General features: G+C 37.1%; 18 protein-coding genes and 1 riboswitch. Of the genes, 9 read left to right on the forward strand and 9 right to left on the reverse strand.

Annotation, left to right across the window (positions count from 1 at the left end):
• Positions 1-93 precede the first annotated feature (93 nt).
• From VZD24_RS09790 to VZD24_RS09805, 4 genes are read right to left on the reverse strand one after another with little or no spacing between them, the layout of a single operon-like run.
• Positions 94-633: a GFO_1091 family lipoprotein gene (locus VZD24_RS09790; protein ID WP_342687580.1), complete on the reverse strand. Its 540-nt coding sequence runs from the start codon at positions 631-633 to the stop codon at positions 94-96.
• A gap of 2 nt (positions 634-635) precedes the next feature.
• The gene (locus VZD24_RS09795; protein WP_279448395.1) at positions 636-1,175 is read right to left on the reverse strand and encodes a GFO_1090 family protein; all 540 of its coding nucleotides are present in this window, start codon (positions 1,173-1,175) and stop codon (positions 636-638) included.
• A gap of 41 nt (positions 1,176-1,216) precedes the next feature.
• The gene (locus VZD24_RS09800) at positions 1,217-1,654 is read right to left on the reverse strand and encodes a PG0215 family putative anti-sigma factor (protein WP_279448396.1); all 438 of its coding nucleotides are present in this window, start codon (positions 1,652-1,654) and stop codon (positions 1,217-1,219) included.
• Positions 1,641-2,147 carry a GFO_1088 family ECF-type sigma factor gene (locus tag VZD24_RS09805; protein ID WP_342687579.1) on the reverse strand — a complete coding sequence of 169 codons (507 nt, stop codon included), beginning with the start codon at positions 2,145-2,147 and terminating at the stop codon, positions 1,641-1,643. Before VZD24_RS09805 ends, VZD24_RS09800 begins: the two co-directional genes overlap by 14 nt.
• A gap of 206 nt (positions 2,148-2,353) precedes the next feature.
• Between VZD24_RS09805 and VZD24_RS09810 the strand changes: the two genes are divergently transcribed.
• Positions 2,354-3,769 (forward strand): GFO_1087 family putative carboxy terminal peptidase, encoded by a 1,416-nt coding sequence (locus VZD24_RS09810; protein ID WP_279448398.1) that lies wholly within the window; start codon positions 2,354-2,356, stop codon positions 3,767-3,769.
• 75 nt (positions 3,770-3,844) lie between these two features.
• Here the strand turns inward: VZD24_RS09810 and VZD24_RS09815 are convergent, their stop codons facing one another.
• Both VZD24_RS09815 and VZD24_RS09820 read right to left on the reverse strand, forming a co-directional pair.
• Entirely contained in the window at positions 3,845-4,891 is a 1,047-nt protein-coding gene (locus VZD24_RS09815) for a YncE family protein (RefSeq protein ID WP_279448399.1), read from the reverse strand.
• A 9-nt stretch (positions 4,892-4,900) separates the two neighbouring features.
• A complete protein-coding gene (locus tag VZD24_RS09820; RefSeq protein WP_342687578.1) occupies positions 4,901-6,733 on the reverse strand; it encodes a TonB-dependent receptor in 1,833 nt (610 codons plus the stop codon).
• A 30-nt stretch (positions 6,734-6,763) separates the two neighbouring features.
• Positions 6,764-6,978: riboswitch (cobalamin riboswitch) on the reverse strand.
• A 45-nt stretch (positions 6,979-7,023) separates the two neighbouring features.
• Here VZD24_RS09820 and VZD24_RS09825 point away from each other — a divergent pair.
• The 6 genes from VZD24_RS09825 to VZD24_RS09850 all read left to right on the forward strand — a co-directional run bounded on the left by VZD24_RS09825 (position 7,024) and on the right by VZD24_RS09850 (position 13,098).
• Positions 7,024-8,172 (forward strand): ABC transporter substrate-binding protein, encoded by a 1,149-nt coding sequence (locus tag VZD24_RS09825; protein ID WP_342687577.1) that lies wholly within the window; start codon positions 7,024-7,026, stop codon positions 8,170-8,172.
• A complete protein-coding gene (locus tag VZD24_RS09830; protein ID WP_342687576.1) occupies positions 8,172-9,203 on the forward strand; it encodes an iron chelate uptake ABC transporter family permease subunit in 1,032 nt (343 codons plus the stop codon). The genes VZD24_RS09825 and VZD24_RS09830 overlap by 1 nt, the downstream gene beginning before the upstream one ends.
• Positions 9,203-9,997: an ABC transporter ATP-binding protein gene (locus VZD24_RS09835; protein WP_342687575.1), complete on the forward strand. Its 795-nt coding sequence runs from the start codon at positions 9,203-9,205 to the stop codon at positions 9,995-9,997. The genes VZD24_RS09830 and VZD24_RS09835 overlap by 1 nt, the downstream gene beginning before the upstream one ends.
• 113 nt (positions 9,998-10,110) lie before the next feature.
• Positions 10,111-11,439: a DNA recombination protein RmuC gene (locus VZD24_RS09840; protein WP_279448404.1), complete on the forward strand. Its 1,329-nt coding sequence runs from the start codon at positions 10,111-10,113 to the stop codon at positions 11,437-11,439.
• Between the two features lie 47 nt (positions 11,440-11,486).
• Entirely contained in the window at positions 11,487-12,701 is a 1,215-nt protein-coding gene (locus VZD24_RS09845; RefSeq protein WP_342687574.1) for a porin family protein, read from the forward strand.
• A gap of 31 nt (positions 12,702-12,732) precedes the next feature.
• Positions 12,733-13,098 (forward strand): DUF8785 domain-containing protein, encoded by a 366-nt coding sequence (locus VZD24_RS09850; protein WP_279448407.1) that lies wholly within the window; start codon positions 12,733-12,735, stop codon positions 13,096-13,098.
• A 17-nt stretch (positions 13,099-13,115) separates the two neighbouring features.
• On the opposite strand, the gene VZD24_RS09855 is transcribed toward VZD24_RS09850, so the two are convergent.
• The 3 genes from VZD24_RS09855 to rpmH form a co-directional block, all read right to left on the reverse strand.
• Positions 13,116-13,691: a T9SS type A sorting domain-containing protein gene (locus VZD24_RS09855; protein WP_342687573.1), complete on the reverse strand. Its 576-nt coding sequence runs from the start codon at positions 13,689-13,691 to the stop codon at positions 13,116-13,118.
• Positions 13,692-13,770: 79 nt separating this feature from the next.
• Positions 13,771-16,623, reverse strand: a complete 2,853-nt coding sequence (gene carB, locus VZD24_RS09860) for a carbamoyl-phosphate synthase large subunit (RefSeq protein ID WP_279448411.1) — start codon at positions 16,621-16,623, stop codon at positions 13,771-13,773.
• A 99-nt stretch (positions 16,624-16,722) separates the two neighbouring features.
• Positions 16,723-16,884, reverse strand: coding sequence for a 50S ribosomal protein L34 (gene rpmH, locus VZD24_RS09865; protein WP_279448413.1), 162 nt, complete (start codon positions 16,882-16,884; stop codon positions 16,723-16,725).
• A 278-nt stretch (positions 16,885-17,162) separates the two neighbouring features.
• Here rpmH and VZD24_RS09870 point away from each other — a divergent pair, with 278 nt between their 5' ends.
• Together VZD24_RS09870 and VZD24_RS09875 are read left to right on the forward strand one after the other, a co-directional pair.
• Entirely contained in the window at positions 17,163-17,729 is a 567-nt protein-coding gene (locus VZD24_RS09870; RefSeq protein ID WP_279448415.1) for a DUF2892 domain-containing protein, read from the forward strand.
• Between the two features lie 112 nt (positions 17,730-17,841).
• Positions 17,842-18,543, forward strand: coding sequence for a TlpA family protein disulfide reductase (locus VZD24_RS09875; RefSeq protein ID WP_279448416.1), 702 nt, complete (start codon positions 17,842-17,844; stop codon positions 18,541-18,543).
• Positions 18,544-18,569 lie beyond the last annotated feature (26 nt).

Genomic DNA, 18,569 nt, shown 5'->3' on the forward strand with positions numbered 1-18,569 from the left:
TAGCAACATACCATTAAAACTAAGGATATTTAGTAAAAAAAAGACTTCTGCCCAAGATGGGAGAAGCCTTTTCCAACTATTAATCAACTAAATTTAATCCTTAAATATTTTGCCAAAACCTTCTAATTTTGACAAGTCTATATCGCCACGCTCGGCAGATTTCATAAGTTTTAGCATTTGGTCCGGCCGCATATTTTCACCCAAAAGTCTAAAAACCGCAAAACCTCGGCTGTTATCGCTTGCAAATACAATAACCTCATCTATAGCATCTTCGTCACCTGTGTATTTTAATGTAGCGTTCCATTCGCTACTTTTTATACGAGTTAATTCTTTATACTGCTCTTGATCTAAGATTGCTTTTAACTCTTGTTTTTCCATTTCATAATCTACAGTATCGCCTTCTGCAATAGGATATGCTACAACATTCACTTTTTTAATGGTGTTTAAAATATCCTTTTCCTCCTGTGTAAAGTTGCTGTTTTTGCCCTGCAACAAACTGGTGGCAATATCCATTTTAACGAATTTATCATCATCCTGTTTTTCTACCAAATACTTTTGAAGCGATTTATCGCTACAAGCGGTTAATGCAGCTAATCCAAGTGCCAGGGCCATAAAATATCGTGCAAGTACCATAATTATTGTTTTTTGCGTTTTTCTATATTCTTCAGTTCTTCGCTACCGGGAACTTTTAAGTCTTCGGTTAGTTTAGAAATTTGCTTTAAATCTATATTCCCCGTTATACTCATAATTACGGTTGTAGGTTTGCCGTCCACCATACCGTCCATATGCATTAGCAGTTCACTTACAAAGTTTTCGTTTTTACCTTCTTTACTGTAAAACCGTATGTTTCTGCCATCTTCTTTTATGCGCATTAATTCGCCTAAATTTTTAGAGATTGAAATATATTTAGACACAGCTGCATCCATTTTTTGTGAAGTGGCGGGATTGTCGGTAGTAAAAATTTTGATGTTATCAAGATCGTTAACCATTTTTAAGTAAGCCTGCGCTTCCGGATCGGCAGAGTTTAGGTCCATCTTACTCAAAAGTTTAAACATGTTTTTGGTAACCACAACTGAAGTTACATCTTTTTCGTCTTCAAAGGAATCGAAAGCGTTCTGCCCCCACGAAACCATCGGCGCTATTGCAAGTGCTATAAGTATTGTTAGTTTTTTCATCTTTAATTATTGTTTATTAATTATTGTTTTTATCTATTTTATTATTCAAAAATTTTGTCTTTTGAAGTTTCAAACTGTCCAACAAACGTAAGACGTTCGGTGCCTTTGTTTAAATTTTCTGAAAGCAACATCATGGCTTCTTTGCTTTTTTCGAAAGCGGCCAATGCTTCTCTTTCTTCTTGCGTATATTGCGGCTGGCTAAAGTAAAAAGCTCCTACACCAAAGGCCGTTACTACTACAGCGGCCACCGCATACCACCAACTTTGTATATTTTTTTTCTTCGCATTACCCAAACTTATAGCACGGCTGGAGCGTTCTTCCTTTGCCGCCTCAAAGCTCATAAATAGCGGTTGATATTGACGGTGCTCTTCGGCAACCGTTTGGTTGTTAAAGTAGTTTTTTAGAACTTTTTCTTCCGCGAGGCTGGTATTGCCCTCAAAATAAGCGGCCAATAATTTGTTTATTTTACCCAATTCCATAGTTGTAATTTTTAATCATTGCATCCCTAACTGTTTTTCGTGCGCGGGAAAGCGCCACGCGCACTGCGGTTTCGTTACTTTCTAGCATTTGTGCAATTTCAGAAAACTCAAATTGTTCCACATCGCGTAATTGAAGTACGATTCGCTGTTGTTCGGGTAGGGTTTCCATTATTTTAAAAACCATTTGTACCCCATCATTCACTTCAATAGTAGTTTCAACATCATCGGCAGTTTGATAATTGCTGTGCACAATTTTTAAATTTGATGCCTGTTTCGATTTTAATCTGTCCAAACAGTAATTTTTGGTCATTGTAATGGCAAAAGCTTCGGGATTTTTATAATTTTCAATATTTTGTTTGCTTTTCCATAATTTTAAAAACACTTCCTGCACGGCATCTTCCGCTTCATCTTTAGAAACCAAAATCCTTTTTGCTAAGCGGTAAAGCTTATCTTTAAAAGGCATTACTAAGGTTATAAATTCGGTCTTTTCCATTTTGGTCAGTTGTGGTTTGTGTGCCGTCTATTTAAATGACGAATGGGATACTTTTTTGTTACATTCTTTTTTTAAGTGTTTAAAATAAGGCTTAAACTTAAAATATTCTGGCAAGAATTTATTTCAGCTAAAAAATCATATTTTTACCGTTGCAATATAATTCCTAATTTCCCTGTTCTAAAAAGAATACTTTAATATACCTATTTATGAAAAGAAAAATTTTCATTCCTCTTTTAGCCCTTTCTACACTTTTAGTTTCGTGTTTTGAAGATGCAGACGACAATTTTCAACAAGCTTCCACTTTAGAAATTCAAAATTTTATCTATCGCGGTCTAAATTATTTTTACCTCTATAAAGCTGATACGCCCGAATTGGCAAATGATGCTTTTGCAAATGATGACGACCTAAATAGTTTTTTAAACAACTATGAAACCCCCGAGGCCTTGTTTGACTATTTACTGTCGCCCCAAGATAGGTTTAGCACTCTTTTTAGCGATTACACTTTAATTGAAAACGCCCTGAGCGGCATTACCCTTAGCAACGGAATGGAGTTTGGCTTGGTGTACTACCCCGATAACAGTGGAAACGTTTTTGGGTATGTGCGCTATGTGTTGCCAAATACCGATGCCCAGTCTGAAGGGATAAAACGCGGCGACCTTTTTACCACCATAGACGGCCAACAATTAAACGAAAATAATTATAACGATCTACTGGCGCCGGACAGTTATACTATTGGGCTCGCCACGTACGACGGATCAGATTTTACACCAACTGGCGAAACGGCACTTTTAAACAAAATGCAGTACAACGAAAACCCAGTTTACAAATCCCAAATCCTAACCGTAAACGGAACCAAAATTGGGTATTTAATGTATAACGGATTTATAAAAGATTACGATACCGAATTAAACAACGCCTTTGCCCAGTTTAAGGCCGAAGGTATAAACAACCTCGTTTTAGATTTGCGGTATAATGGCGGAGGTTCTGTAGAAACGGCAACTGATCTTGCGAGTATGATTACCGGACAATTTAACGGACAAGTTTTTTATAAAGAATTTTGGAATGAAGATAGGCAGGCAGAGAACGCTGTAGATGGTCTTTTTGACAATACCATTAGCAATGGCAGCGCTATAAACAATTTAAATCTTACGCAGGTATATATACTCACAACCCGAAGATCGGCCTCGGCGAGCGAACTGGTTATCAATGGCTTAAAACCCTATATTGATGCTGTGCAAGTGGGCGATACCACAACGGGCAAGTTTCAGGCCTCGTTTTTACTTTACGATGCCCCAGCCCCACAATTTAACAGAAATGAAGCTAATCTCGGACATACGTATGCTATGCTTCCCTTGGTTTTTAAAACTGCCAACGCGGCAGGAAATACCGACTTTATTAACGGGCTTTTTCCGAACATAACTTTAAAAGAAGATTACTTTAACCTCGGCGTGCTAGGCGATGAAAACGAACCGCTTTTGGCAGCAGCCCTTTCTGAAATTGCCGGAAGACCAATGCCTTTAAATAAAGATGCACAATATTTAAAAGAAATTTCTGACAGTCAAGAAAATTCACCAATTAATGGCAAAATGATAGGTACACAGCACCGCATTTACGGCGAATAAACCCTCGCGGTAATAAAAAGGGCTGTCTAAAAATTATTATTTAGACAGCCTTTTTTTTGCTAATTCGAATGAGTTTTACTCATTAAAATAAATTCCGCCTGGAATTATTCCTGTTTGGAAATCCTGAATTTCCGTGTTTGTTGCAAGATCAAATATTTTTAGCGATCCTTTGCTTACAAAATCTTTTGCATCGGTAGCGTACAGCTTTCCGTTTTTTGCTTCAAGTGCGTAAAAGAAACCATCTATTATATCGCTTCCCGGTAGCACAATAGAAGTACTATTCAGTTTAAATACTTTGCCATCCATCGTATAGTATAGATTGGTTCCATCCATAGTTAAATTTGTAGGATGCTCCGTTGTACTAAAATTGTATGTGTTTACAACTTGCTCCGTAGAAAGATCAATCTGCACTAAAGATCCAGCTGACTCATTTCCCGTGTAGTTAGGATTTCCACTACACAACACAAATAATGAATTTCCCGAAACTACCATTGCATTGGGAACATCGCCCACTGTAATGGTTCCTTCCAATCCATTTCCAGATACAATTGAAATTAAATTGTTTTGGCCGTACCCACCTTGATGCGCAACGTATATTTTATTGTTGCGTGAAACCATTCTTTCAGGTCCAAAAGCCACAGGAATAGTATTAGAAACGGTATTGTTTCTCAAATCTAAAACCGCTATAAAATCGTCTGTATTATCATTTGGATCACCCCAGTTTGATACGTAGCCCTTGGCGCCATCATCAGTCGTAAAATATCGTGGGTTATCAACACCAACGGTAATAGAATCTACACTTTCAAACGAATAGCGATTGGCTATCATTATTTTATTCGAATTATTCACCACAACATATGCGTTTTCATTGTGGAATCCCATAGACTGTACAATGTTCCCTAAGCTTGTGCCATTAACAGTTTTGTAAATATTTTGAGCAACAGTACTATAATCGTCAGAAATGTAAGTAATCGTGCCGCTCCCGCCAGCAAAGGGACCTTCATTTGTAATAAGAATACCGTTTTCATATGCTGCAGGTTCATAAACGGGTTGACTATTGTCATCGCTACTACACGCAATAAAAAACAAAGTTGATAAAGATAAAAGCAGTAATTTTTTCATAATTTTTATTTATATATTAATGGTTAAGAATATTTGAAAGTTACGTGAAGGCATGGGCCGGAAAGCAACATTTTCATAATACGTGTTAAAAATATTTTTTACCCGTGCTCCAATAGAAATAGTAGGATTTTCCTGTAATAAATACGTTATCCCAAGATTGTAAATATTAAAACTATCTAAGCCTTCACTATTGTCTGTAGTTGTAAAAACTTCGCCATTGAAGAGCCCTTGAATATATGCCGATAAATTTTTATAACTATACTCAGCGGTACCGGAAGCTTTGTGAAATGGTACGTAAATAAGCTGTTTTTCCTTTTCTAAATCTTCGGCTTTGGTGTACGAATATTGTGCATTTAAATCTAACGCGTGTAATTTTCCGAATTTTAAAAAATAACTCGCGGTAAACTCCAAACCGTAATTTCTGGTTTTACTAATATTTATGGGCTCCCAAACATTGCCGCTTGCCGGAACCCACTTAATTAAATCTGTAGAAGAAATATAAAAAGCCGCAAGATCCGTCTTCAATTTTCCAAAATTGAATTCTTGTCCCAGCTCGATTTGATATGAAGTTTCGGGTTGCAATTGATTGTTTCCGCCAGCATACCAAAACAAATCGTTAAACGTAGGCACTCTATAATTTTTTGAGCCGTTTACACGAAGCGCATACGTATTTGAAAGTTGCCAATTTGCATCTGCTGAAAATAGCAAAGGGTTTTCAAAATTGTTTAAGAATTCCTTTCTAAAATTTAAGCCATAGCTAAAGTCCCTGCCAATTTTATGATTTAAAAGTAGCACAGCCGCTAAGGTGTTCCGTGTGTTTTGTCCAACATTGTCGCCTTCGGCATCAATGACCGTATATTGAATCTTTGCAAGTAGTCTGAACTTTTTCCGAAGAAAAACTTCCGATTGTAACATACTTATTAGAGTGTTTGCACGCCCCTCGTCAAATAATGGTTTTTCGCTATTTGGGTAATAGCGGTAATGCTCAAAGAGATGCGCAACGCTGGCCTTTGTTGTAAACGCCCCCATATTTTGTTGTAATTGCCATAGATTTCGGGTTGCAACATCTTTGTAACCGTCTTTGCCAATTGTATTTAAACTACCCGAAAAATTTCGATCGTTATACGTGTATTCCGAGTTCCAAGTAGCAACACCATTTTTTAGCTCTTTGGCAGCAGTAACATTTGATGCGAGGCGCAAAAATTGTCCGTGTTGGTTTTTTTGATTCTTCCCTATAAAATCATAATTATTATCGGAGCTTACAAAATCCAGTTTCACATTTAAATAGTTAGTATCCCACGCTTGGGTAGTACCCAAGGTTCCGCCAAATGTTGTAAAGCTACCGTAATGCAATCCAATTTCAGTAGCATTCGTTTTATGGAAGGAATATGAATTATTTAAATGGATACTTCCGCCAACGGCACCACTGCCATATTGTACGCCACCACCGCCACTTCTAATTGATATTTCATTATAATTTGAAGGCGAAATAGTATTAAAATCCGTTTGCCCTGTAAACACCGAATTAATATTTATACCATTCCAGATAACGGCAGTTTGTTGCGCATTTGTACCCCGAAAAGACGGCGATGAAACCATGCCAAAGCCGTTTTCCTTAAAGTAAATTGAAGAATTATAGCGCAGGGTTTCTGTTAATGAAGTAGCATTTTTTTCAACAATGGAATCCGAGAGTTTTTCAAGTTTAAAACCTTTTGAAAAATGAACCAATTTTGCATCGGTTAGCATAACTTCCGGCAGTTGCTGAATGCTGTCCAGTTGTGCCTTGGCAGAAACCGTGCACAGCAAAAAACCTAAAATAATATGAATATAATGTAGTTTCATAACTCAACCTTTATCCCGAAAGTTTGATATCTTTAAATTATGAATCTGGCAGGTCTCCTGGCTCGTCTTTTGTGCTACCTTCCCATTGACCTAAGACCAACAGTGGTTTTTGAAGTTTTACACGCCCAAAATATTTCTTGGACCGACTTACAGTTGCGGGAACAGCTTCGGATTTTAACCGAATTCCCTTTTAAAAGCATTTTTCTTTGTGAAAAAAGTGCTTACCGAAATTCATTGCAAAAATAGACTTTAAATATTAGTACACCCAAACAAAACTACTATTTTTGAGGATGCAAAAAATTGTTCTTCTTTTCGCTACTATCGCACTACTTGCCGGTTGCAATACTAAAAACAACCGTAAAAACATGCAAGACGACCCTGTAAAAAATGTTAGTAAAACAACTGAAATCCAGTATGCCACAAGTTTTGACATCGATATATTTGAAGGGCACAAAATACTAACGCTCAAAAATCCGTGGCCGGGAACAGACAAAACATTTACCTATGCACTGGTTACCGAAAATGGCTCCCTCGCAAATCCAGAAAATTATGATGCGGTTGTAAACGTACCGGTAAAACAAATTGTTGTTACTTCTACCACCCACATTCCTTCTTTGGAAATGTTAAACGAACTTGAAAGCTTGGTAGGTTTTCCAAACCTAAGTTATATCTCCTCCGAAAAAACGCGAGCGCGAATTGCAAAAAAGGAAATAAAGGAACTGGGCAAAAATGAAGATATAAATACAGAAATTTTAATTGAATTAAATCCCGACGCGGTAATTGCTTTTGGCATAGACGGGAATAATTCAACCTTTAAAACTATTGAAAATAGTGGAATTCCGGTGCTTTACAACGCAGATTGGACAGAAACCTCTCCCTTGGGCAAAGCAGAGTGGATTAAATTTTTTGGTGTCCTTTTCAATAAAGAAAAAGAAGCAGATAGTATTTTTAAAAATATTGAAACAGAATATCTATCGGCTAAAAAAATTGCTTCGGAAGCCAAAGAAAAACCAACTGTATTAAGCGGAGCAATGTACAAAGATGTGTGGTATATGCCGCAAGGCGATAGTTGGGGGGCACAGTTTATAGCCGATGCCAATGGCGAATATCTCTGGAAAAATTCTGAAGGCACAGGCAGTCTTTCGTTAAATTTGGAATCTGTTTTGGAAAAGGGCCACGACGCCGATGTTTGGATTGGTCCCGGGCAATTTACAAGTTTGGACCAAATGCAGCATGCCAGCCAAGTTTACACACAGTTTAAAGCATTTAAAACCGCCGAAGTGTATTCCTACAGTATGCGAAAAGGTGAAACCGGCGGTGTTCTTTACTTTGAATTGGCGCCAAACAGACCCGATTTGGTTTTAAAGGATTTAATTAAAATACTGCATCCCACTCTGTTTACGGAGCATAACTTTTACTTTTTCAACAAGCTGAAATAATGCAAATTTCAAAAACATACCGTCTTCAATTTGTAGTGTTATGTGCAGCGCTTATTGCAGCTTTTTTGGTGAATTTAAGTATGGGTTCGGTTTCAATTCCTATGGATGAAATAATTTCAGTATTTATAGGAAACGGATCGTCCAAAGAAACTTGGCGCTATATAGTTTTAGATTATAGGCTGCCAAAAGCCATAACTGCAATGCTTGCAGGCGGAGGATTGGCTGTTTCCGGTTTGCTTATGCAAACATTGTTTCGCAATCCATTGGCCGGACCTTTTGTTCTGGGTCTTAGCAGTGGTGCGAGTTTGGGGGTGGCAATCTTAATTTTGGGAGCGAGTGCCTTCGGTGGTTTTTTAGGCACCTTATTAGTTAGCCAATGGAGTTTAGTTATTGCCTCAGGTTTAGGGAGTTTTTTAGTTCTTCTTGCGGTTTTGGCGGTTACTTTTAAAATAAAAGATACCATGGCTATCTTAATAATTGGTTTAATGTTTGGTAGCGTAACTACAGCGGTGGTTTCGGTATTGTCTTATTTCAGTAATGCAGACCAACTTCAGCAATATATTTTTTGGTCCTTCGGAAGTTTAGGAAATCAATCGTGGCAAGGAGTTGTAATTTTAGCAATCTGTTTCTTGGCTGGATTAACCTTAAGTTTAGTGAGCAGTAAATCTTTAAATGGCTTGCTTCTTGGTGAAAATTACGCAAAGAGCATGGGGCTACATATTAAAAGAACAACCTTTATAATAATTTTAGCGACCAGTATTTTTGCGGGAAGCATTACGGCTTTTGTCGGACCCATAGCATTTGTGGGATTGGCCGTACCGCATTTGGTACGTCAGTTTTACAAAACCTCCAATCATTTGGTATTATTGCCTGCGGTACTGCTCTGCGGAAGCTTGCTACTGTTAATTTGCGATACTGTGGCACAATTGCCCTTTAGTGAATTTACCTTACCCATAAACGCAATAACTTCGCTTATTGGAGCACCCGTAGTAATTTGGTTGTTGGTACGAAAACGAAAACTTTTCTTTTAATGAATTCAGAAGAAAAAAATATCATTTTACAAGTGCAGGATCTTGCAGTTGGGTATTCAAAAAAAGGAAATAATACCATTGTTGCCGAAGCCGTCAACTTTTCAATCGTAAAAGGTGAGTTAGTTGGGTTGGTTGGTGCAAACGGAATTGGCAAATCTACATTACTACGTACTTTAACAGGGATGCAAAACGCTTTAAATGGTTCTATTTTATTGAATGAAAAGCCTCTAGCCGCATATTCACCCTTTCAATTGGCAACGCAACTAAGTGTAGTTTTAACTGAAGCACCCGCCTCCAAAAATCTTTCGGTTTTAGAAATGATTTCGCTCGGAAGACAACCCTATACCAATTGGATCGGTACACTTTCCGAAGACGATAAAAAAGCAGTTAATTTTGCCCTGGACGCTACGGAAACCACTACCCTGGCCCATCGCAAATGTTATGAACTAAGCGACGGACAAATGCAGCGTGTAGCCATTGCAAGGGCACTGGCACAGGATACACCAATAATAATTTTAGACGAGCCAACAACCCATTTAGATATTTATCATCGTGCATACGTGCTTAAATTGTTAAAAAAACTGGCTTCAGAAACACAAAAAACAATTCTTTTTTCAACCCACGAGATAGATTTAGCAATTCAATTAACCAACAAGTTATTGGTAATGACCAGTAAAAATACCTATTTTGACGAACCCTGTAAATTAATTGAAGCGGGTAGATTTAACGCTCTTTTCCCAAAAGAAACCATTCACTTTGATGAAAATACGGGACGATTTGTGATAAAAAGTTAGTGAGTTATTTAAATTCTGAGTTACAGCATTAGGTATAACTTAGTATCTTTATCAAATTATAAAACTCTGGAAACATCCTTTCCAAATATCTTAACATTCTAAAAAATTTCAGTTTGAACGAAACATTTCTATTTCTATTATTGGCTGCCGTTTGTGTGGTAGTCGGCGCATTTTTGGGTAATTATTTTGCACGATTAAAAAGCAAATCAGAGACCAGCAAATTAGAAGAACGTTTAGAAAATGCGAGCCTTCAAGAGGAAAAATTAAATGAGCGTTTCGAGACAATTTTGCGCGAACGCGAAGAAGTGCGAAAAGAAAAAGAATTGCTTAATATGGAGCTAACGCGGCGCAATTCGGAATTTGAAAATTTAGAAACCCGCAACCGCGAACAAAAGGAAGAAGTTCAAAAACTTCAGGAGAAATTTACCAAGGAATTTGAAAATCTTGCCAATAAAATTTTGGATGAAAAATCCAGTAAATTTTCAAAACAGAATAAGGAAAGTTTAGAACTAATTTTAAATCCGCTTCAAGAAAAAATAAAAAGTTTTGAAAAACGGGTTGACGATACCCACAAAGAAAGCATAGACCGCCACGCAATGCTTCGCCAACAAATAATTGGTTTAAAGGAACTGAATGAACAGATGAGCAAAGAGGCCACAAATCTGACAAAAGCGCTAAAAGGCGATAGTAAAATACAAGGAAATTGGGGCGAATTGGTTTTGGAACGTGTATTGGAAAAAAGTGGCTTGGAAAAAGACCGCGAATATTTTGTACAAACAAGTTTTACAAATAGCGAAGGCCGCCGTGTACTGCCCGATGTAGTGCTACACTTACCCGACAATAAAAAAATGATTATAGATTCAAAGGTTTCGCTTGTAGCCTATGAACGTTTTGTAAACGAGGAAGACGAAACCCTACGTCCAGGGTTTTTGAAGGAGCATGTAGCTTCACTTAAAAGACACATTGAACAATTAAGTGCAAAGAACTACCATTCACTTTACGAAATAGAAAGTCCAGATTTTGTACTGCTATTTGTTCCCATAGAGCCAGCTTTTGCAATTGCAATAAACCACGATAACAATATCTACAACTGGGCATTCGAAAAAAATATTGTTATAGTAACCCCTTCTACATTATTGGCTACATTACGCACTGTGGACAGTATGTGGACCAGTGAAAAACAACAACAAAACGCAATTGAAATAGCAACCCAAGCTGGACGCCTGTACGATTCATTTGTAAATTTAACCAACGACCTTTTAAAAGTGGGTTCGCAATTAAACACTGTAAAAGGCAGTTACGACGGTGCAATGAAAAAACTCACTGGCCAAGGAAACTTAATTAAACGCGTGGAAAGACTTAAAAAGCTGGGCGCCAAGGCAAATAAAAATATAGACGATAAATTACTGAACAGAGCGCTAGATTCTAGTAATGACGAGTAATTAATTATATATTTACCGCTTCAAATAAAAAAGAAACCCCAATTACTATGAAGTTAAACCTATTCTTCGCAACGCTATTGCTAGCGACTGTTAGCGCATTTTCACAAACTAATTTTGAACCTGGATATATAATTCAAAGCAATGGGACGCAAGTGGATTGTCTTATTAAAAATGAAGACTGGAAAGGAAGTCCAACTACTTTTGTTTACAAACTATCCGAAAACGGAGAAACTAAAATTGGGAGTGTAGCCACTATAAATGAGTTTGGCTCTAAGCAGTCCTTTAAATATATTAAAGCCACTGTGCAAATAGACCAATCTTCCGATGTGGTAAACAACCTTACTTTCGAGCGAAATCCTGAATATAAAGAGGAAACTGTTTTTTTAAAGACATTGGTGTCAGGAAAAGCGTCGCTTTATTTTACCTTTCACGAAAATGCACCACGTTATTTTTATAGTGTAGGTGATGGAGAAATAGAACAACTTATCTACAAAAGATATTTAGTTACCCGAATTAAAATGGGTACAAATGAATTTTACAAACAACAGTTAGCCAACTCCCTAACCTGTAATTCCGTAACCGAGAATAATTTTGAGAATCTTCAATACAAAATGTCCAATTTGGTTAATATAATTACAAAATACAACGATTGTGAAAATTCAGAATCAATTGTTTACAACAAAAATAAGCAGAAAGCTAAATTTAATTTAAGCGTCCGTCCCGGCGTAGCTTTTTCTTCATTCTCTATGCAACGAAGAGGCGACGAACTATTACATTTTGACAGCGATACGGGTATAAGAGTAGGTTTAGAGGCTGAATATATTCTTCCTTTTAACAATGGTAAATGGTCTATATTTATTGAGCCCACCTACCGTAGCTACAAAACTGAAAAGCAGTATTTATATGTAGATATGATTACGTTTCAGAAATACACCACGATTTCGGTAAATTATACTTCGGTTGAACTCCCGTTAGGAGGGCGCCATTATATGTTTGTAAATAAAGATGCAGCATTTTTTATTGACGCTGCAGTTATTATGGATTTAACAACCTTGGATTCTGAAATTACCTCGACCGATGAAGACAGCTATGATCTTAATGTAAGTGCTGATGCCGCACTTGCCTTTGGACTCGGATTTAGGTATAAAAACAAATACAGCTTGCAAGCTAGATATCACAGCGGTAGGCAGCTGTTAAACTACGATAATATAAATTCTACCTATAAATCGTTTGCCATAGTTGCTGGGTACAATTTTCTATAAAAGCTGAAGATAAATTGATTATTTTTAGAGGATGAAAAAAATTCTCTTTATAATTCTCGGAAGCCTTTTGGCGCTGTATCTTCTTTATTTTGCTTTTGTGTATTATGTGCCCTATAGCGAAGGAACCCGAGCCGGAGAATTAATTAAATTCAGTAATCGCGGCGTAGTAATTAAAACTTGGGAAGGCGAGATAAGTCAAGGCATAAGTGGGGCGCAAATTTTCTCGTTCTCGGTACTCGACAAAAATAAGGAGGTAATTGAAAAACTAAAGGAATACCAAGGCAATTATGTTAAGGTAACCTATATTGAGCGCTTTGCAAGTTTTGCAATTTGGGGCGAGACCAATTATTTTATAACTGATGTTGAACTTGAAAGCTCCCCTCATTTTCGCAAGTAAAGTTTAGATATAAACGGTTATTTTTTTGCGATTTTAATGGTTGTTTGCATATTTTTCGAAATAACTTTCACAAAATACAAGCCGCTATTAAATCTGCTCATATCTACTTGCGTTGTGTTTCCCGATCCTCTTCCTTCAGAAATAAGCGTACCCAAAACATTGTAAACCTGGTAACTATCTATTTTAAAGATTGAAGAAATTGTAAGGTTATTTTTAACCGGATTTGGATAGAAATTTAAATTTTTTACAAATTTATCTTCGGTAGAAAGTTTATTAACAACGGTAACTTTTCCGTGCATTATTGGGTTGGAATCGTTTTGATATTCAGTAACGCCGGTTTTTAAAAAGGTGTAGGCGTAATCGTTGTTTGTATCTTTTAAGGTGCCGCTGTCAAAATCTTCACTTCCTCCGGGAAGGCTAGTTACAGTTTTAGATGAGGCATCTGCCCACGTCCATAAAACAGTGTCGCCCACTTCTATCGTAGGGCTTGCAACAGATTCGTGAATACCTTGGGCCCATGGAATTTCTACCACATTCTGCGCACTGAGAACGTACATTGGTAAAAAACACAAGAACAGGGTAGTTTTTTTCATAAACGAAAGGTATAGTAGGTTAGTAATCTAATTTACGAAAAATATTTAACAAAAAATATGATAATACCCAAATTTCCTGCTATTTGCTGAGATACATCTTTCTTCGGGCGTAAAGATCATAAAAAGCATCATCTTTTAAGCTATCGATAAAAAGAATACTCTCCCCCGTACTTTTCATTTCTGGTCCCAATTGTTTGTTTACATTCGGGAATTTATTGAAACTAAATACAGGCTGTTTAATAGCAAATCCTTCCAGTTTAGGATCAAAGTTGAAATCGGTTACTTTATTATGCCCCAACATTACTTTTGTAGCGTAATTTACATAAGGCTCACCATACGCTTTTGCAATAAATGGAACCGTTCGCGATGCTCGTGGGTTGGCCTCAATAATATAAACAATATCATCCTTTATAGCGAATTGCACGTTTATTAAACCAACTGTTTTTAACGATTTCGCAATTTTTGTGGTGTGATCTTTAATCTGTTGCATCACAAATTCGCCAATATTAAAAGGTGGCAAAGTAGCATTTGAATCGCCGGAGTGAATTCCGCAGGGCTCAATATGCTCCATTATTCCAATAATATATACATTTTCGCCATCACAAATTGCGTCGGCTTCAGCTTCAATGGCTCCATCTAAATAATGATCGAGCAACAATTTGTTATTCGGAATTTTTCTTAAAAGATCTACTACGTGTTCTTCCAATTCCTTTTTATTAATTACAATTTTCATTCCCTGGCCTCCTAAAACGTACGAAGGGCGAATTAAAAGTGGGAAATCTAACTGATCTGCAAGCGCTAGCGCCTGATCTGTAGTTTCAGCAACACCAAATTTTGGATAGGGTATATTATTTTCCTGTAACAAGGTAGAGAAACTGCCGCGATCTTCGGCCAAATCTAAAGATTCGTAGGTGGTACCAATGATATTAATACCGTACCTATCTAACTTTTCGGCAAGTTTTAGAGCTGTTTGCCCTCCCAACTGCACAATAACTCCTTCTGGTTTTTCATGACGAATTATATCGTAGATGTGTTCCCAAAATACAGGCTCGAAGTAAAGTTTATCGGCAACATCAAAATCTGTTGAAACGGTCTCCGGGTTACAGTTTATCATTATGGTTTCGTAACCACATTCGGCCGCGGCCAATACTCCGTGAACGCAGCAATAATCAAACTCTATGCCCTGTCCTATTCTGTTTGGACCCGAACCTAAAACTATTATTTTCTTCTTTTCGGTAACAATACTATCATTTTCGGCGTAAGCACCTTCGCCCTCCAGCTGCATTTCATTTTCAAAAGTGGAATAGTAATACGGGGTTTCCGCCTTAAATTCGGCCGCACAGGTATCTACCAATTTATAAACGCGCTGAATATTTAACTCTTCCCGTTTTTTGTAAACTTGGCTTTCCAAACATTTCAGCATATGTGCAATTTGCCGGTCGCCGTACCCTTTTTGTTTTGCTTCCAACAATAATTCTCTTGGAAGTGTGTCTAACGTATATTTTGAAATTTCCTTTTCCAGCAGATATAACTCTTCGTATTGGCGTAGAAACCACATATCTATTTTTGTGATTTCGTGTATTCTACTTAACGGAATTCCAATCTGAATGGCATCATAAATTACAAAAACCCGATCCCAACTTGCATTTTTTAATTTATCTAAAATTTGTTCGTAGTTAGAATAGCTTTTTCCGTCGGCACCAATTCCATTTCTTTTAATTTCGAGGGATTGCGTTGCTTTGTGAAGCGCTTCTTGAAACGAACGACCAATACCCATAACTTCACCAACAGATTTCATCTGCAAACCTAAAGTTCGGTCAGAACCTTCGAACTTATCAAAATTCCATCGTGGTATTTTTACAATAACATAATCTAAGGTAGGCTCAAATAAAGCAGAAGTTGATTTGGTAATTTGGTTATTCAATTCGTCTAATGTATAACCTATAGCCAGTTTAGTAGCAATTTTAGCAATTGGATAGCCCGTTGCTTTTGAGGCTAGCGCCGAAGAACGGGAAACACGTGGATTGATTTCAATGGCAATAATTTCTTCGTCTTCATCGGGACTTACGGCAAATTGAACGTTACATCCGCCTGCAAAGTCGCCTATACTGCGCATCATTAATATTGCCATATCGCGCATTTTTTGAAACGTGCGATCGTTAAGTGTCATGGCTGGAGCCACAGTAATTGAGTCTCCCGTGTGGATTCCCATCGGGTCCATATTTTCGATAGTACAAATAATAACCACATTGTCGTTATTATCGCGAAGCAGTTCCAGTTCGTACTCCTTCCACCCCATCATTGCTTTGTCTATCATCACTTCGTGAATGGGCGAAATTTCGAGACCGTAAGACAGGAGTTCATCAAAATCTTCTTCTTTATAAACAATAGATGCACCGGCTCCTCCGAGGGTATACGATGCTCTAATAACTAACGGAAAGCCAAACTCCTGCGCTATTTCCTTTCCTTGAAGATAGCTATTAGCAGTAGCTTGCGGTGCCATTTTCACCCCAATTTTCTCCATTAAGCTTCTAAACTTTTCACGGTCTTCGGTAATATTTATAGCGTCAATATCTACCCCAATAAGTTTTACGCCAAAATCTTTCCAGATACCCTTTTCATCGGCTTCTATACACAAGTTAAGCGCTGTTTGTCCACCCATAGTTGGCAGAACGGCGTCTATTTGTGGATGCTCCTTTAATATTTTAACGAGAGATTTAGTAGTTAGCGGCAAAAGATATATATGATCGGCCATGGAGGGGTCGGTCATAATAGTTGCTGGGTTGCTGTTTATTAAAATGGTTTCTATTCCGTCTTCACGCAAAGAGCGCAACGACTGCGAACCGGAATAGTCAAACTCACACGCTTGCCCGATTACAATGGGGCCAGAACCAATAATTAAAACGGATTTTATGGAAGGATTTTTAGGCATTTTTTTACTTTTTCGGTGCCGCAAAATTACGACGCTTTAGGGTATAAAAAAAAGGTGTTGCTTAGTTAAACAACACCTTTTATATATAATTTATCAACATTATTTTTTGTGACGGCCATCATGAGACACAGAAAGCTTTTTTCTGCCTTTTGCTCTACGGGCAGCTAATACTTTTCTACCGTTTACAGAAGCCATACGCTCTCTAAAACCGTGTTTGTTTCTTCTTTTTCTTTTTGATGGCTGAAATGTTCTTTTGCTCATTATAGTATTCTTTAACTTCCGTTATTCTTTGTTCAAAACCCCTCATTAAAAAGTTGGGTTTACAGGCCTAAGTATTTATTTGCGTAGGCGGGTGCAAAAATACAACAAGTTTTCACTTAGACAAACCTTTTTTGAAAAATATCTGCATTTTTTTTCACTTCAAAATAAAGTGGCCGGTGTTTCGTGACAAAGCGCAAATTATTTCGTGCCAAAGCTACAAAATATTCCTAAAAAGCCTTTAGTTTTTATACCTTTGCAGGCTCTTAAAAAGATGACAAATGTATAATAAAAATATAAAACTGGTTTTGGCTGCATTAGTAATAGGCGCAGCTGTTTGGCAATTTACTGAAACAAATATTGGCAACGGAATTATGCTAATACTACTTTCATTAATGTTCGTTTTTCTATATTTTAAAAATGAAATTATTCTTTTGGCATTTCTTCGTTTGCGGAAACAAGATTTTCCGGGTGCAAAAAAATGGTTGGATAAAATTAAAGATCCCAGCACCGCATTAGTGCCAAAACAAGAGGGGTATTATAATTATTTAAATGGCTTAATGATTTCGCAAACCAATATGGTTGAAGCTGAAAAATATTTTAAAAAAGCTGAAAAATTAGGTTTAAACATGGCTGCAGATATGGCGATGACCAAATTAAATCTTGCCGGAATAGCCATGACCAAAAATCGAAAACGAGAGGCAGAATTATTAATGACCGAAGCTAAAAAACTAGACAAACACAATATGCTGGACGATCAAATAAAAATGATGAAGCAGCAAATGAAGAAGATGGGGCAGCCCAGACAACAGTTTGGCAAATCTGGCCGCGGAGGAAGAAGATTTTAAAAAACAAACTACCTTTTAAAGCCACACAATTCGTAAACTTTTTATTAAAATTTCATTAAATATTTATCTATATTCCAAGCAATTAGCGTATCTTCACTGAAAGCTATTGTTTATGGGGAAAACACTACTTTATCTTTTCTTACTACTATTTTTCTCGGCACAATCTCAAATTGAGCAAGGCTCCTATTTTTCTGAAGCCATCGGAAAAAACATAAAAAAATATACGAAAAACTCACAAATAGCCTACGCCGAGCATAATTTTGAATATGCCGAATTTCTGTTTGACTCTCTAATAAATAACGTTATAAACGGCAGCTATCTGGATAATTTTAAGGTGCGAAAACTGTCTGGCAAAAAAATTAACCTTTACAAATTCGATAAGCCTATATTTTTAATGACCTACGCCTCTTGGTGTACTCCCGGCGCCGGTGAAATTCCCGCGCTAAACGAAATTGCTGAAAACCATTACAACCATATAGATTTTATAATCCTATTTTGGGATTCGAAAGAGAATGTCAGGAAAATTGCACGAGCGTATTCCGATAGGATTAATATTATTTACGTAGATGAAAAGGAAAACACCAACGACCACATTGTTGAAGTAATGAAGCACAGTTTAGGGTTTCCTACTTCTTTTTTTATAGATGAAAGCAAACGTATAATAGATGTTCGGCGCGGCGCCCTTCATCCGTATAACGAAAAATATGAAGTTTCATTCGAGTTAAATTACAATTCCTTTTTAAACGGAATTTCACTTCTAAAAAATTTATCCGAAGAAGAAAAAACTCATATTGCATCAAAAGAAAACCCGTAACAACGTAGCGCTTTTACGGGTTTTCT

The organism is Aequorivita flava, assembly GCF_038742595.1.
In the GTDB taxonomy this organism is placed as follows: Bacteria; Bacteroidota; Bacteroidia; order Flavobacteriales; family Flavobacteriaceae; genus Aequorivita; species Aequorivita marisscotiae.

Bases quoted from the DNA above. Each gene is read 5' to 3' on its own strand.
- VZD24_RS09790 (WP_342687580.1), bottom strand. From the start codon at position 633: ATGGTACTTGCACGATATTTTATGGCCCTGGCACTTGGATTAGCTGCA.
- VZD24_RS09795 (WP_279448395.1), bottom strand. From the start codon at position 1,175: ATGAAAAAACTAACAATACTTATAGCACTTGCAATAGCGCCGATGGTT.
- VZD24_RS09800 (WP_279448396.1), bottom strand. From the start codon at position 1,654: ATGGAATTGGGTAAAATAAACAAATTATTGGCCGCTTATTTTGAGGGC.
- VZD24_RS09805 (WP_342687579.1), bottom strand. From the start codon at position 2,147: ATGGAAAAGACCGAATTTATAACCTTAGTAATGCCTTTTAAAGATAAG.
- VZD24_RS09810 (WP_279448398.1), top strand. From the start codon at position 2,354: ATGAAAAGAAAAATTTTCATTCCTCTTTTAGCCCTTTCTACACTTTTA.
- VZD24_RS09815 (WP_279448399.1), bottom strand. From the start codon at position 4,891: ATGAAAAAATTACTGCTTTTATCTTTATCAACTTTGTTTTTTATTGCG.
- VZD24_RS09820 (WP_342687578.1), bottom strand. From the start codon at position 6,733: ATGAAACTACATTATATTCATATTATTTTAGGTTTTTTGCTGTGCACG.
- VZD24_RS09825 (WP_342687577.1), top strand. From the start codon at position 7,024: ATGCAAAAAATTGTTCTTCTTTTCGCTACTATCGCACTACTTGCCGGT.
- VZD24_RS09830 (WP_342687576.1), top strand. From the start codon at position 8,172: ATGCAAATTTCAAAAACATACCGTCTTCAATTTGTAGTGTTATGTGCA.
- VZD24_RS09835 (WP_342687575.1), top strand. From the start codon at position 9,203: ATGAATTCAGAAGAAAAAAATATCATTTTACAAGTGCAGGATCTTGCA.
- VZD24_RS09845 (WP_342687574.1), top strand. From the start codon at position 11,487: ATGAAGTTAAACCTATTCTTCGCAACGCTATTGCTAGCGACTGTTAGC.
- VZD24_RS09850 (WP_279448407.1), top strand. From the start codon at position 12,733: ATGAAAAAAATTCTCTTTATAATTCTCGGAAGCCTTTTGGCGCTGTAT.
- VZD24_RS09855 (WP_342687573.1), bottom strand. From the start codon at position 13,691: ATGAAAAAAACTACCCTGTTCTTGTGTTTTTTACCAATGTACGTTCTC.
- carB (WP_279448411.1), bottom strand. From the start codon at position 16,623: ATGCCTAAAAATCCTTCCATAAAATCCGTTTTAATTATTGGTTCTGGC.
- rpmH (WP_279448413.1), bottom strand. From the start codon at position 16,884: ATGAGCAAAAGAACATTTCAGCCATCAAAAAGAAAAAGAAGAAACAAA.
- VZD24_RS09870 (WP_279448415.1), top strand. From the start codon at position 17,163: ATGTATAATAAAAATATAAAACTGGTTTTGGCTGCATTAGTAATAGGC.
- VZD24_RS09875 (WP_279448416.1), top strand. From the start codon at position 17,842: ATGGGGAAAACACTACTTTATCTTTTCTTACTACTATTTTTCTCGGCA.